General features: G+C 31.1%; 14 protein-coding genes. 7 read left to right on the top strand and 7 right to left on the bottom strand.

The features are described 5' to 3' along the window. Positions 1-39: 39 nt before the first annotated feature. The 7 genes from nifJ to AJN60_RS05975 are packed head-to-tail and all read left to right on the top strand — an operon-like array spanning position 40 to position 9244. The gene (gene nifJ / locus AJN60_RS06005; protein ID WP_070286090.1) at positions 40-3600 is read left to right on the top strand and encodes a pyruvate:ferredoxin (flavodoxin) oxidoreductase; all 3561 of its coding nucleotides are present in this window, start codon (positions 40-42) and stop codon (positions 3598-3600) included. A 23-nt stretch (positions 3601-3623) separates the two neighbouring features. Continuing rightward, positions 3624-3935 carry a hypothetical protein gene (locus AJN60_RS06000; protein WP_002862131.1) on the top strand — a complete coding sequence of 104 codons (312 nt, stop codon included), beginning with the start codon at positions 3624-3626 and terminating at the stop codon, positions 3933-3935. Then, the gene (gene mshL / locus AJN60_RS05995) at positions 3913-5325 is read left to right on the top strand and encodes a pilus (MSHA type) biogenesis protein MshL (RefSeq protein ID WP_070243187.1); all 1413 of its coding nucleotides are present in this window, start codon (positions 3913-3915) and stop codon (positions 5323-5325) included. Before AJN60_RS06000 ends, mshL begins: the two co-directional genes overlap by 23 nt. Then, positions 5318-5926, top strand: a complete 609-nt coding sequence (locus tag AJN60_RS05990) for an ATP-binding protein (RefSeq protein ID WP_070243186.1) — start codon at positions 5318-5320, stop codon at positions 5924-5926. The genes mshL and AJN60_RS05990 overlap by 8 nt, the downstream gene beginning before the upstream one ends. A 3-nt stretch (positions 5927-5929) precedes the next feature. Further along, complete coding sequence (locus AJN60_RS05985; protein ID WP_002921278.1) at positions 5930-6517, top strand: hypothetical protein; 588 nt, start codon at positions 5930-5932, stop codon at positions 6515-6517. Continuing rightward, a complete protein-coding gene (locus tag AJN60_RS05980) occupies positions 6507-8066 on the top strand; it encodes a GspE/PulE family protein (protein WP_002862127.1) in 1560 nt (519 codons plus the stop codon). Before AJN60_RS05985 ends, AJN60_RS05980 begins: the two co-directional genes overlap by 11 nt. Beyond that, positions 8063-9244, top strand: a complete 1182-nt coding sequence (locus AJN60_RS05975; protein ID WP_070286089.1) for a type II secretion system F family protein — start codon at positions 8063-8065, stop codon at positions 9242-9244. The genes AJN60_RS05980 and AJN60_RS05975 overlap by 4 nt, the downstream gene beginning before the upstream one ends. On the opposite strand, the gene AJN60_RS05970 is transcribed toward AJN60_RS05975, so the two are convergent. From AJN60_RS05970 to AJN60_RS05940, 7 genes are all read right to left on the bottom strand, one after another. Beyond that, positions 9237-10001 carry a TSUP family transporter gene (locus tag AJN60_RS05970; RefSeq protein WP_070286088.1) on the bottom strand — a complete coding sequence of 255 codons (765 nt, stop codon included), beginning with the start codon at positions 9999-10001 and terminating at the stop codon, positions 9237-9239. The two genes, AJN60_RS05975 and AJN60_RS05970, sit on opposite strands and share 8 nt — an antisense overlap. A 3-nt stretch (positions 10002-10004) precedes the next feature. Further along, positions 10005-10769 (bottom strand): TIGR02757 family protein, encoded by a 765-nt coding sequence (locus tag AJN60_RS05965; protein ID WP_002921261.1) that lies wholly within the window; start codon positions 10767-10769, stop codon positions 10005-10007. Positions 10770-10785: 16 nt separating this feature from the next. Then, complete coding sequence (gene flgK / locus AJN60_RS05960; RefSeq protein WP_070286087.1) at positions 10786-12612, bottom strand: flagellar hook-associated protein FlgK; 1827 nt, start codon at positions 12610-12612, stop codon at positions 10786-10788. Positions 12613-12621: 9 nt separating this feature from the next. Beyond that, positions 12622-13056 (bottom strand): flagellar protein FlgN, encoded by a 435-nt coding sequence (locus AJN60_RS05955; protein ID WP_002856482.1) that lies wholly within the window; start codon positions 13054-13056, stop codon positions 12622-12624. 41 nt (positions 13057-13097) lie between these two features. Further along, entirely contained in the window at positions 13098-13295 is a 198-nt protein-coding gene (gene flgM / locus AJN60_RS05950) for a flagellar biosynthesis anti-sigma factor FlgM (protein ID WP_002855791.1), read from the bottom strand. Between the two features lie 62 nt (positions 13296-13357). Then, positions 13358-13699 carry a hypothetical protein gene (locus AJN60_RS05945; protein ID WP_070286086.1) on the bottom strand — a complete coding sequence of 114 codons (342 nt, stop codon included), beginning with the start codon at positions 13697-13699 and terminating at the stop codon, positions 13358-13360. Beyond that, complete coding sequence (locus tag AJN60_RS05940) at positions 13699-14745, bottom strand: flagellar basal body P-ring protein FlgI (protein WP_070252594.1); 1047 nt, start codon at positions 14743-14745, stop codon at positions 13699-13701. The genes AJN60_RS05945 and AJN60_RS05940 overlap by 1 nt, the downstream gene beginning before the upstream one ends. Positions 14746-14824 lie beyond the last annotated feature (79 nt).

Here is a 14824-nt window from a genome sequence, read left to right as displayed (position 1 = left end):
AAAAATTATAAAAATTATCAATATATAAGGAAGGTCTCAATGGGTAAAATTATGAAAACTATGGACGGAAATGAGGCTGCTGCATACGCTGCGTATGCTTTTACTGAAGTTGCTGGAATTTATCCTATTACACCTAGTTCTCCTATGGCTGATTACACCGATATGTGGGCAGCTGCAGGCAAAAAAAATCTTTTTGGAGTTCCTGTAAAAATCGTAGAAATGCAAAGTGAAGCAGGTGCTGCAGGTAGTGTGCATGGATCTTTACAGGCTGGGTCTTTGACTACAACTTATACAGCTTCTCAAGGATTACTCCTTAAAATTCCAAATATGTATAAAATAGCAGGTCAATTACTCCCCTGTGTAATCCATGTAGCAGCGCGTTCTTTGGCTGCTCAAGCTTTGTCTATCTTTGGTGATCATCAAGATATTTATGCGGCAAGACAAATTGGTTTTGCTATGCTTTGTTCGCATTCCGTGCAAGAAACCATGGACTTAGCTGGTATAGCACATTTAGCTGCAATTAAGGGAAGAGTGCCATTTTTGCATTTTTTTGATGGTTTTAGAACAAGCCATGAAATTCAAAAAGTTGAAGTAATGGATTATGCACATTTTGATAGATTATTAGATAGAGAAGCTTTGCTTGAATTTAGAAATAATGCTTTAAATCCAGAAAATCCAAAAACACGCGGAACAGCACAAAATGATGATATTTATTTTCAAACTAGAGAAGTAAGTAACCGTTTTTATGATGCTTTGCCTGATGTTGTTAATGAATATATGCAAGAAATTTCAAAAATCACAGGTAGAGAATACAAACCATTTACTTATTATGGACATAAAGAGCCAGAGCGTGTGATTGTTGCTATGGGTTCTGTGACTCAAGCACTTGAAGAAGTGGTAGACTATCTTAATGCTAAGGGTGAAAAGGTAGGGATTTTAAAAGTTTATCTTTATCGCCCATTTAGCTTAAAATATTTCTTTGATGTTATGCCAAAATCAGTGAAAAAAATCGCAGTTTTAGATAGAACCAAAGAACCAGGAAGTCTTGGGGAGCCACTTTATCTTGATGTAAAATCAGCTTTCTATGGAAGAGAAAATGCTCCTGTTATAGTGGGTGGAAGATACGGACTTTCTTCAAAGGATGTTGATCCTGCTCAAATGATAGCAGTATTTGAAAATCTTAAACTTGATAATCCAAAAGATGGCTTTACTGTAGGTATAGTTGATGATGTAACTCATACTTCACTGAGTACCGGAGAGAAAATTTCACTTGGAGATGAAAGTACGATCGAATGTTTATTTTACGGACTTGGTGCTGATGGAACTGTGGGCGCAAATAAAAACTCGATTAAAATCATCGGGGATAAAACGGATTTTTACGCTCAAGCTTATTTTGCTTATGATTCTAAAAAATCAGGGGGTTATACAAGAAGCCATTTAAGATTTTCTAAAAAACCTATCCGTTCAACTTATCTTGTTTCAACTCCGCATTTTATCGCTTGTTCAGTAGCGGCTTATTTGGAAATTTATGATGTTTTAGCAGGAATTCGTAAAGGTGGAACTTTCCTTTTAAATAGTATTTGGAATGCTGAAGAAACCATAAGACAACTTCCAGATGCAGTAAAGAAAACTTTAGCTGAAAAAGAAGTAAATTTTTATATCATCAATGCAACCAAACTAGCTCGTGATATAGGTTTGGGAAATCGTACAAATACCATTATGCAATCAGCCTTTTTTAAACTTGCAAAAATCATTCCTTATGAAGACGCACAAAAATACATGAAAGAGCTTGCGTATAAATCTTATAGTAAAAAAGGCGATGCTATTGTAGAAATGAATTACAAAGCTATTGATGTGGGGGCTGATGGACTTGTAAAAGTTGAAGTGGATCCAAATTGGAAAAATTTAGAGCTTAAAGAAAAAGAACAAACCAATGCCTATAAAGGCACTGAATTTGTTGAAAAAATCGTAAAACCTATGAACGCAGCTAAGGGTGATGATTTGCCTGTTTCAGCCTTTTTAGGTTATGAAGATGGAAGTTTTGAACACGGCACAACCGAATACGAAAAACGCGGTGTTGGGGTTATGGTACCAAGATGGATAGAAGCAAATTGTATCCAATGTAATCAATGTGCTTCAGTTTGTCCACATGCTGTTATTAGACCATTTTTGATTAATGATGAAGAAATGGCAAATGCACCTCGCGGTGTAAAAGATCATGCTTTAGAAGCTAAAGGGACCAAAGGAGAAAAATTAAGCTTTAAAATTCAAGTTTCTCCACTTGATTGTACAGGCTGTGAGCTTTGTGTTCATGAGTGTCCTACTAAAGAAAAATCTTTGGTTATGGTACCACTTCAAGAAGAGATGGATTTTGGTGAGCAAGAAAATGCGGATTATTTATTTAAAGAAATCACATATAAAGATGATATTTTAAATAAAGAAACCACAAAAGGAGCGCAATTCGCCCAACCTTTATTTGAATTCCATGGAGCTTGTCCTGGATGTGGAGAAACTCCTTATATCACTTTAATTACAAGATTGTTCGGTGAAAGAATGATTGTGGCTAATGCGACAGGTTGTAGTTCTATTTATGGGGGTTCAGCTCCATCAACTCCTTATAGAAAAAGTGTGAAAAATGGACACGGTCCTGCTTGGGGAAATTCACTTTTTGAAGACAATGCTGAGTTTGGTTTGGGTATGAAAATTGCAACTGAAAATACAAGACACCGCATTGAACATATCATGAATGAAAGTATGCAAGAAGTTCCAAATGCTTTATCAGCTCTTTTTAAAGATTGGATTGCAAATAAAGACAATGGTGCTATGTCTGTGGAAATTAAAGATAAAATGATCCCTATTTTAGAGCAAAATAAAAATATTAAAGCGGTGCAAGATATATTAGAGCTTAAACAGTATTTAAGTAAAAAATCTCACTGGATTTTTGGTGGTGATGGTTGGGCTTATGATATAGGCTATGGCGGACTTGATCATGTTTTAGCAAGTGGAGAAAATGTAAATATTTTAGTGCTTGATACAGAAGTTTATTCTAATACAGGTGGTCAAAGTTCAAAATCTTCTAGAACAGGAGCTGTGGCACAGTTTGCAGCAGCAGGCAAACCTATACAGAAAAAAGATCTAGGTCAAATTGCTATGACTTATGGTTATATTTTTGTAGCACAAGTAAATTCAACGGCAAATTATACTCATCTTATCAAAGCTATCACTGCAGCTGAGGCCTATGATGGACCATCTTTGGTGATTTGTTATTCTCCTTGTATAGCTCATGGTATTAAAGGTGGGCTGGGCTACTCAGGAGAGCAAGGTGAGCTTGCTACAAAATGTGGCTATTGGCCACTTTATACCTTTGATCCTCGTTTAGAAGAACAAGGAAAAAATCCTTTAACTCTAACAGGAAAAGAGCCTGATTGGGATTTATATGAGCAATTTTTGATGAATGAAGTGCGTTATAATTCACTTAAAAAAGCAAATCCTGAACATGCTGCTGAGCTTTTTGAACGCAATAAAAAAGACGCTCAACGTCGCTATAGACAGCTTAAGCGTATCGCTATGGCTGATTATAGTAATGAGGTTGAAAGCTGATAAAATATATTTTTAGTGCTACATTGTGTTTTAGCACTTTGTTTGCACAAGATAATTTTGAAGAGTATTTTAAACTTATAGATAAAGAAAATCGCATAAATTTTAATACTCTTCAAAATCCATTTGTGAATCCTACTTTTGAAAAATTAAGACATATTAAAATTACTGCAATTATGCTTGATAAAGTAAAAATTTATGATCGATGGTATAAAAAAGGTGATATGATTGATGATGCTATAATACATGAAATAAATACTAAAGAGATTAAATTCCAATATGATAATTTAGAAATTGCAATCCAAATAAATAAAAATGATAAGATTAATATTAATTAACATTCTTTTTTGCCATTATCTTTATGCTTTAGATTGTCAAAAGCGTCTTTTTGATATCAGTATTAATGAAAAATTAAGCATACAAGAAAGTCTTGATGAGCTTGCAAAATATTGTTCTTTTAGTATTATTGTTAAAGATAAAATTGCCAAAGAAAAATTAGAAACATTGCAAAATTCTGTCAATATTCATCAAATGAGTTTAGACGAAATTTTTAATTTTTTTATCAAAGAGCATGATCTTAGCTATGATTTCGATGGTAAAATTTTAAGAATTTCAGGTATTGATACGAAGATTTTTAAGATAAGTTATATCACTTCTATTAGAGAAGGACAAAGCATAACTAAAGCGTCTGTAGACGCTAAACCAAGGCAAAGTGAATATAGCGGTAGTTTCGATGATGCAGAAGACAATATGATTAAAAGTATGGAAAAATTTGATTTTTGGCAAAATATAGAAAAAGAGATTATTGTATTATTAAAAAATTCTCATGAAGATTATGAGGCTAAAACTCCCATTATAAATCCCAATGCAGGTCTTATTATAGTAACTGGAACAAATTCTCAGTTAAAAAGTGTGAAAAATTATTTGCAAAAACTAGAAAATCGTCTTAAAAAACAAGTTATTATTGATGTTAGCATACTTGCTGTGAGTTTAAATGAAAGCCATTCTAGTGGGATTAATTGGCAAAATTTTAATATAGGTTTAAATTCGCAAGTAAATAATGAAAATTCTTTTATTCAGTTTCAAAATGAGCAAGGTTTTGTTAAGAATTTGGGTTTAAGGGCAAATTTAAATTTTGATTCTATTATTAACTTTCTTTCTCAAAATGGAAAAACTAGCGTGCTTTCTAATCCAAAGCTTATGGCTTTAAATAACCAACAAGCCATTATTTCTGTAGGCGATACTATAAATTATCAAGTTAAAGAAAGTTCTAAAGGTACTGAAAATGGGACTACTGTTAGTGAAAGTTATAATAATTATTCTATTTTTGTAGGCATTTTACTCAATATTTTACCAGAAATTTCCGATGATGGAAAAATAATGCTTAGGATTAATCCAAGCTTAAGTGATTTTAAGTATCCAGAAGATAATAAACGACAAAAAGAACCAAGAACTATTGCTCCTGATACTATACAAAAAAAGCTTTCTAGTGTTGTGCAAGTAGAGAATAATCAAACTTTAATTTTAGGTGGATTGATTTCTCACGATAAATCTAATGAGAAAAATTCTATCAATTTTCTATCAAAAATTCCAATCCTAGGTTCTTTGTTTGAAGGAGAAGTTTTAAATTCTAAAGCAACCGAAATTGTTTTTATTATCACTCCAAGTATAGTAGATAGCGTAAATGCCCCAAGTCTTAAAGATCTAGGATTTAAGCATTATGAATAAAATTATTTCATTTAGGGAAGAAATTTTTCATCAAATCAATCAAATTTTAGAAAGTCAAAAAGCTTTTATTTTTTTATGGGGAAAAAGTGGTAGCGGTAAAAGTGTATTGTTGCAAAGATTGGCAAAAAAATATAATGTTGATTTTATTAATGAAAATTTTAAAGATCAGAGTTTCTTAAAAGAAAAAATTGAGTTTTTGATTTCACAAGGTCAGAGTTTAATCATTCTTGATGAAGTAGGAATGTATGATTATGCAATGCTAGAAAGCATTAGGATTTATAGTGATTCTATAAGTTTTGTTTTAAGTTCTCATAAAAAGTTAAATATACTTAAAAAAGAGCATTTTAAAAGTCGTTTAAGTGCTTGTTTTGAATTGAAAAATATTAGTCTTTTAGAGCTTGATGATTATATTAAATTGAAATTCGGAATGAATTTTTCAAATAAATGTCTTAAGTTTTTACAAAAAATTTCTCAAGGAAATTTAAGATATATTGATAAAACTTTAAAAAGTTTTTATGAGATAAATAGTTTTTTTGATACAAACAAAAGTCAAGAGTATATTTTAAAGCTTAGTGCTTTAGAGAATGGCTTATTAAGGTAAGGTATGCAAGAAAGAATTAAAGAACTTGAGCTTAGGTATAAATATTTTTTACTTAAAAAATATTTAAAATATTTATTTTTAATTGTTTTAATCTTAGTGATAGCATTTTGTTTTTTTGTGCTAATGCAAAAATATAATAAGCAAAAAAATATTTATTTGCAAGCTATTGAACATAAAAAGCATTTAGAGCAAAAGATTCTTCAAGCGCAAATTTTACAAGAAAAAAATAAGATTTCTAGGGAAAAGTTATATAAAGAACTAGAAGAAGTTAAAGCGGTGCGGGAAAATACACACATTAGTAAGATAGAAATTGATTCTAAAATTTTAAATATTTCTGATTTAAAAAAATCTTTTTATCAAAATCCAAGCTATGAAAAGGCATTAAATTTAGCTAAGAAGTATTTTGATATTAAAGCTTATCAAAAGACAATATTTTGGGCTTTAAAAGCCAATGAACTTGACAAGCAAAAACAAGATTCTTGGCTGATTTTTGCTCAGGCTAAAAGAGCTTTAGGTGAAGAAAAAGAAGCTCAAAGTGCTTTAGATGCTTATATAAATTATTATGGTTTAATGGAATTAGATGGAAAGTAGAATGGATAAAATTTTTCAAGCTTATATTGATAATGAAATAAGTCTTGATGAAATTTGCACTAAATTTAATATCACTTCTTGGGATTTTTTTAAAAAATTAGCAAATTTTTGTAATTTACATTTTGTTGATTTAGATGAAGATAATGATTTTATTTATGAAGGTATACCTTTTTCTTTACTTTTAAAATTTAAATTTCTGCTTATTAAAAACAATGACGGCTTTATGATTATTAGATCTAAACCTTGTTCTTTAGAGCTTTTAGAGCAAGTTAAGACTTTTATGATTTGTGAAAAAATCGTCACTGCAATTGCCGATGAATTAAAGATAGCTAAAATTTTAAATCAAATTCGTATTCAAGAGGAGATTAAAAGATTAAGCATTAAGCTTAGACTTGAATGGCAAGAAAATCAAAAAAGAGATGATCAAAGTTGCATCAGTCAAATTTTTGATTTTTTATTACATGAAATTTTATCTTTTCATGCGAGTGATATTCATATAGAAGCAAGGAATGATGATGCTTTGATTAGGTTTAGGGTTGATGGAATTTTGCGTGAATTTGCTATTTTTGAGAAGGATGTTTATGAAGCTTTGGTTTTTCATGTCAAATTTTTAGCTTGTTTGAATTTAGCTGAATCAAGAAAAACACAAGATGGAAGTTTTGAATTAGATTTTGAAAATGAAAGATATGATTTTCGTGTTTCATGTTTGCCTTTGATTTATGGCGAAAGTGTTGTTATAAGAATTTTAAAACATGATAAAGAAATTTTGGATTTGTATAAACTAAATCTTGGAGATAAAAATTTAGAAATTTTAAAAAAGATTTTACATCGTCCCAATGGAATGATTTTATTAACCGGCCCTACTGGCAGTGGTAAAAGTACAACTTTATACGCGTGTTTAAATGAGTTGAAAAGTATTGAAAAAAAGATTATTTCAGCAGAAGATCCTATAGAATATAAAATTCCTTTAGTGCAGCAAATTTTGCTTAATTCAAAAGTTGGAGTCGAGTTTAATAGTATTTTAAGAGCAATTTTAAGGCAAGATCCTGATATTATCATGATAGGAGAAATTCGCGATGAAGAAAGTTTAGATATTGCACTTAAAGCTTCTTTAACAGGTCATTTGCTTTTAAGCACCTTGCATACTAATGATGCTCTTAGTACCATTGATAGGCTTTTGGATATGCAAGCAAAAAGTTACTTGATAGCATCGGCTTTGAGTCTTGTTATAGCACAGCGTTTGGTTAGAAAACTTTGTCCTTGGTGTAAGCAAAAAAGCAAAAAACATTATATTGAATTTGAAGGTGAATTTTTTGAACCAAAAGGATGTGAGCGTTGTCATCATAGTGGATTTTTTGGCAGAGAATTAATCGCTGAGTGCTTAGAGATCAATGAAGATTTAGCTTGTGCAATTAGGGAAAATCAAGATAAAACGATTTTAATGGAGCTTGCAAAAAAATATGGTTTTCAAACTATGTTTGAACAAGGTTTAAAAAAAGCCAAAGAAGGTCTTACAAGTATAGATGAGCTTTTAAGGGTTGTAAGATGAAATTTTATGAAGTAGAATTTCTTAAAAACAATCAAAATTATACAAAAACTATAAAAGCTGAAAATTTAAATACAGCACAAGCAAAAGCCTTATCAAAGAATTGGAAAATCATTAATATAAAAGAAATTCAAAAATCTAATTTTCAGAGATTAAAAGATGAAAATTTTATACTCTTTTTTAAAGAGCTGGCTTTGTTGTGTGAAGTTGGATTAAGTGTTCAAGAAGCGATTAGAGAATTATATCTTATGCATTCTTGCAAGATTATGAAAAAAATATTAGACAATTTAATTTTAGCTCAAAATCTAAATCAAGCTTTTGAAAATGCTAATTTTGGATTAAATCGTGCGGAGTTAGCCTTGATTAAAACGGCTGAAAAGACAGGAAAAATCAGCGAAGTGTTTAGTCAAATTTCTAAACTTCGAGAAAAAAGCTTAGAGACTCAAAAACAATTAAAAAAGGCTTTTAGATATCCTTCTTTGGTTTTTTTAAGTATTATCGGAGCATTTTTGTTTTTAATGCTTTTTGTAGTGCCTAATTTTAAAGATTTATTTGAAAATTTAGGCACGAGTTTGCCTTTTATCACGCATGTAATGTTAGAAATTTATAATTTTTTAGATGGCTATGGAATTTTTTGCATATTTTTGTTTGTTATTTTTATTGTTATGCTTATTTTAGCTTATAAAAATTTTCATTCTTTTGCTTTTTCTTGCGATTTTTTATTTTTAAAAATACCTTTGATTTCTCGTTTGATTATTTATAATCAAAATTATTATTTTTTTATGGTTTTTTCTTTACTTTTAAAAAATGGAATTTCAATATCTAAAGCTTTTGATTTAGCTATTATAGGGCTTGAAAATAAATTTTTAATTTTTCAGTATAAAAAACTTTTTAGTTTTATAGATTCTGGTCTTGAGTTAAGTCAGGTTTTTAAAAAGATTGATATTTTTGATTCTTTGGTATTTTCTATGCTTAGTGTTGCGATGAAAAGTGGAAGACTTGAAGTATTAAGTGAAGAAATTGCCAAATATTATCAACAAAAAAGCGAAAATTTAATGGATAGATTTTTGATTTTTTTAGAGCCTATGATGACTTTATTTGTGGCGCTTTTAGTTTTGTTTTTGGCTTTAGGTATATTCTTACCTATGTGGGAGCTTAGCTCAGGGGTCAATTTTAACTAAAATAATCCCAAGCTACTTTAATGATAGTAGCTCCTACAACGATTAAAAATAAAGTTTTTATAAACTTTCCATTAGTTTTTAATACAAGTTTTGAGCCTAAATAAGCTCCTAAAACTTGTCCTACGCCCATAAGCAAGCCTACAGCCCATAAAAGTTCGTATTGCCATAAAAATATAACAAGAGCAATGATATTACTAGTGAAATTTAAAATTTTAGTATTAATGCTTGCTTTTCTCATATTAAAACCTAGTAGCATCACACAAGCAAAAATCCAAAATGAACCCGTTCCAGGCCCTAAAAATCCATCATAAAATCCTAAAGTTAAGCCACAAATTAAATGAAAAATTTTGATATTTTTTATTTTAGGTTCACTTTCGTGTTTACCTAAGTTAGGACGTAAGGCTGTATATAAGAAAGTAAGAGTTAAAAAGATTAAGATAATAAGCTTTAATTGCTCGTCTTTTACAAAAAGAACACTATAACTTCCTATAGCTGCTCCTAAGGCTGTAAAAAAAACACCCCAAGCAAGATGAGGTAGAGTGGTGGATTTAAAATAAGTTAAAGTGGCCGTAAAAGAACCAAAGACGCTTTGGAGTTTGTTTGTTGCTAAGGATAAATGCGCAGGAATTCCACAGGCTATGAGTGCTGGTAGAGTAATAAGCCCTCCTCCACCTACAATAGAATCTATAAAACCAGCAAAAAGAGCTACAAAAAAAAGTGTGAAATAATAAATTGTATCTAAGTGCTCAAAGCCCATTTTTCACTCCTTAAATTTGTCAATTTCCTTACTTTGCCCTAAACGATAGAGTGCAAAGTCATATTTTATGGGATCATTTGCATCTAATTTTTTTAAATTTTGCGTGAGTTCTAAAACACTTTTATAATCATATATTTTACGCTTTAGAAGTCCTAAAGTCAAGGAAATTTTATGTGTATGTGTATCAAGTGGAATTAAAAGATCTTTGGTGTGAATTTTGGTAAAAAGTCCAAGATCAAGTTCATCTTTTCTAACCATCCATCTTAGATACATATTATAGCGTTTAAGAGGTGAAGTAGGGGTGTTTTGCCAAATTTTTCCAAAGAAAAAATCATACCCATAACTTGAATATGAATTTATGGTTTTGATTTTTTGCATAAAAGCTAAGATGGCATCTGTGGTATTTTCTCTTTTTTGATAGGCTTGATAAAAAAGTTCGTAGAGTGAAATTTCATTTTTAAGTCTTGAAAGAGTGATAAAAATTTCTTGTATATCTTTCTCATTTTGGAAGCGGTATTTTAAATTTTTAAGTTCTTTTTTTATTTGTTTTTCTTGAAGGTTTAATAAAGAAAAATCAAGTTTTTTTAGAAAATTTACTATATTTTTAGCATTTCCATAGGCAAATAAAGCACAAATTAAGGCAGTAAATTCATCATTGTGAATTTTAGCAATTTGCAAAGGATCTGGAGTTTCAAAAAGGGAATGATTGGTGTTTTTTTGATTGGCTAAAAAATCAAGCTTGGCTTTAAGATGGATAAAATTTTTCACTTGATATTACTAGAGCTTAAGATTTAAGTCCTAGTAAGGTATCAAGCATTTGATCTACAGTTGAGACGATTTTTGCTGCAGCACCGTAACTTGATTGGTATTGTATAAGAGCGGCTAATTCTTCATTTGTATTTACACCACTTTTAGATTGGTACTCGCTATAAACAGAATTATAAAGAGTTTCATTGCTTGAATTTACAACATTGTTATTTTCACCATCTGAGGCTATTTTACCTGTAAGTTTGCGGTAATATTCTTCCATAGTAAGATTATCGATAGTACCATCTTCATTATAAAAATTAACTTTTTCATATTGAAGTTGGATGATTTTATTTGCCATGTCATTGCCACTATCAACCCCATTTGAGCTTGCTCTTACTGTGCTTGGATCATTTAAGATAGAATCTTTTACTTTCATGTCACTTGCATCAGTTCCGCTGAAAAAACCACCTATGCTAAACGCACCTGCGAAATTTGTGCCCTTATCTTCAATGGCTACCTTAAAGCCTGATTTTGCATTGATTTGGAATAAACCATCTCCAGTTTTTGCATCGTAGCTAAAACTTGCATTGATATGATCATCAACATCATTATTTGCATTGTTATCGTTATTATCATCTGTATTAGCATTGATTTGACGCATGATATCATTCATGGTTGTATTTACATCTATAGTGATGGTTTTGGTGAGTTTTTTATCGCCTTTATCATCATAAATGACTATATCAAAACTTCCTGGTTGTATGGTTCTGTCGTAATTAACTAAAGGAATATCTCCCTTAAGTCCAGATAGATAATCAGAAGTAACAGAACTTTTCGCAGAACTCGCATAAAGATTGTTAGTTTCATTGATCATGGTCTTAGCAAAAGTATCTAAAGAATCCATATAACCTTGGATAATTCCATCTTTATATTTTCCTTCGCTTTTGCTATAGTTTCTACCGCGTAAGTCAAGTTGAGCACCAAGCTGTCCACCGTTAATCTTTGCAGTAAGATCGCGAACTTTTTCATCAGGAGTTTCATAATAAATACTATAAGATTTATTTTTATCATCATAATCAAGCTTTAAAGGATGAAAATTTATCCCATCTACTATACTAAAACCTTCTATACTTAGATTGTATTGATGTCCTGGATCAGTGATGGTTGTATCAAGGCGATTGTCTTGATTGATTTCATTTTTGCTTGCAACTGCACTAACTAGCTTTGAAAGGGTAAGTTCAAGTTCATCTCTTCTATCCCTAAGCTCATTTGCGTGTTCTGTTGGTAAGGCTTCTTGTCCATAAATTTGTTTATTTATAGTGGCAATTTCTTCACCGATTCTATTAATCTCATCAACCGTATTTTTAATATCATCATTTACTTTTTTTTGGATTTTATCCAAGGTTGCAAAAGTGTTATTAACGCTTTCTGTTAAGGTTTGAGAAGCTTTTACAAGGGCTATTTTTGTGGCATTTTCATTGGGGTTAGATGCAAAATTATTCCAAGCTTTGTTATAATTTTCTAAATCTTTCAAAATTCCAGTATTTTGTAAGTCTGGAAAACGCTGAGCGATTTCTTGTAAGGTTGAAGCCATATATTTAGTGTATTCTAGTTGGTTTGATGCACCTTTTAATTTATAGTAAGAATACTCATCATGCAAACGCACTATACTTTCTATAGCAGTTCCTGTGCCTACTTGAACTCCACCTGTGGTAATATACCCATTTGTAGTTTGCACTACTCTTTGGCGTGTATAAAAAGTTGCATTAGCATTTGAGATATTATTTCCAGTTGTTGCGATTTGAACTTCGCTTGCCTTTAAGCCTGTAACACCTGTGTATAATGTTCCAAAAATACCCATTATAAATCCTTATACATTGATCTTGAAAATTGACTCTGGATTTGTCTTTTTATCTCCATAAGCATTATTTGTTCCATCATTGATATCAAACATTTTATTTACTAAGCTATCAAGAAAATCTTTGACAATAAGAACAAATTTAGCATACTCTTTGTTTTTACTATGAAGGTTTTGAAGATTTTTTTTAAGTAGATCTAGTTTTTGTTTATCTTCATCATCTAAGAGTTCACTAAGCCCTTTTGTAGAGCTATTATTTAGCTCAACCAAGGCAACATCAAGTTGTTTTTTAGCTGTAATAAATTCGGCGATAAGTTTGTTTTTTTCTTCTACACTTGGCGTTACACTCTCATGTTTAGCCACTTTGATATTTTCTATATCTTCTTCGGTTAAAGCAATAAGTTTTGCTAAGATAGCATTTACTTCATCAAGTCTTTGTTTAAGCATATTTTCTCCTTTTCTCTCTCAAAAAAAGGAGAATGAAAGTTTTAGATTAAAGAGTCAGCAATCGCAGAAGCCGTAGCTTTTGTATCGATTTTATAAGTACCGTTTTTAATCTGCTCTGCGATTTTACTCGCTTTATCATTTTCCGTTTTTTGAGTATCGTTTGTTTTAGTTTCTTTATCTATTCTATTTGTATTTAATGTGGTATTTGCCACATAACTTTGTTGTATAGGATTGATCATTTCTGCCTCCTTGATCTTAGTTATAATCCTCTACAAACCATATCGACCCAAATTTAAAAAACTTAACCCCTTCCTTTTAAAAAATCGTATAATAATTTTGAAAAACCCATACCTCCACTTAAAGCTTTACTCATGGTATCGTTATACATGGAAGAGTATATTTCATCGCTGGCATCTTTTCCAAAGAGTGAATTTTGACTTTTTAAAGATACGTCTAAAACTTGCTTTAAAAAAAATGCTTCAAAAGCATCTGTTTGTTCTTTTAAGGCTTCATCTTCTTTGCTCTTTGTAACTATATTATTATCATTTATTTTGATGCTTGATTCTAAACTTCTTGCTTTAGCGGCACGATCAAGTAAAGCGCTATTCATACTATAAGTATTTAAAAAATTATCGATTTTCATTAGATGATCTCCAAATCCGCATTAATTGCACCTGCGCGCTTTAAATTTTCCATAATAGCGATAATGTCATTTGGGGTTGCTCCAAGTTTGTTAAGCATTCTAGCTATATTTGCAACTGTGCTTTTTGCATTGTTGATTCTTAAGGTATTTGAACTTGGATCTACAAAACCACCATCTTTCATATCGATTTCATTTTGATTAGCTACTGCGTTATTGTTTGGATCTATTTTTATGGTGATATCTTTATGGGTGATTAAAACAGGTTCTACCTCTACATCAACTCCAGCAATCACTGTTCCTGTTCTTTCATCGATGATAACTTTGCTTTGTGGTTTATAAGCTATATCTTGTTCTAAAACTCTTGCCATAAAATCAACATTTGAAAGATCTTCAGGTTTTTTGAGTTTTACTGTGCGAGAGTCGATGGCTTTAGCCACTTCTTCGCCAAAGACAGTATTTAAAACTCTTTCTATATCGTTTGCGGTTTTAAAGTCCGCTACTTTTAAACTTAAGGTTAGATCATTATTTTGGCTAAAATTTTGTGGAATTTCTCTTTCTACATTAGCTCCACCCATTACAGTTGCAGTAGTTGAGTGAGAACCTGCTCCTCCTGGTCTAGGTGTTAAACCTCCTGTTGAGATAGAGCCTTGTGCTATGGCATAAATTTCACCATCAATCCCACGAAGTGCAGTCAGTAAAAGTGTTCCGCCTTGTAAAGATTTTGCATCACCCATAGATGAAACGGTAATATCAAGTTTATCTCCGCTTTTTGCAAAGGCTGGAAGTTTGGCTGTAACCATAACAGCTGCGGTATTTTTTGATTTGATATCGTTAGGATCTACTTTGATATTCATACCTTGCAAAAGGTTTGAGATGGATTGTAGTGTAAATTTAGAGCTTGTTCCATCGCCGCTTCCATTAAGCCCTACAACAAGTCCATAACCTATAAGTTGGTTATCTCTTACACCTACAGTGTTTGCTACATCCTTGATTTGTACTGCAAAAATGCTTGTCATAAAGAGTAAAAATATCGTTAAAACTCTCATGGATTCTTCCTTTAATCTATTGTTGATGATAGATCAAGCAAGAAGTGTTCCAAAAATTTAAACCAAAGAAAAAAGTTTT

Origin of the sequence: Campylobacter sp. BCW_4323 (assembly GCF_001763115.1) — a bacterium.
Taxonomy (GTDB): domain Bacteria; phylum Campylobacterota; class Campylobacteria; order Campylobacterales; family Campylobacteraceae; genus Campylobacter_D; species Campylobacter_D jejuni.
The sequence above is the reverse complement of the archived record's forward strand: the minus strand, read 5'-3'. Positions and strand labels throughout refer to the sequence as shown.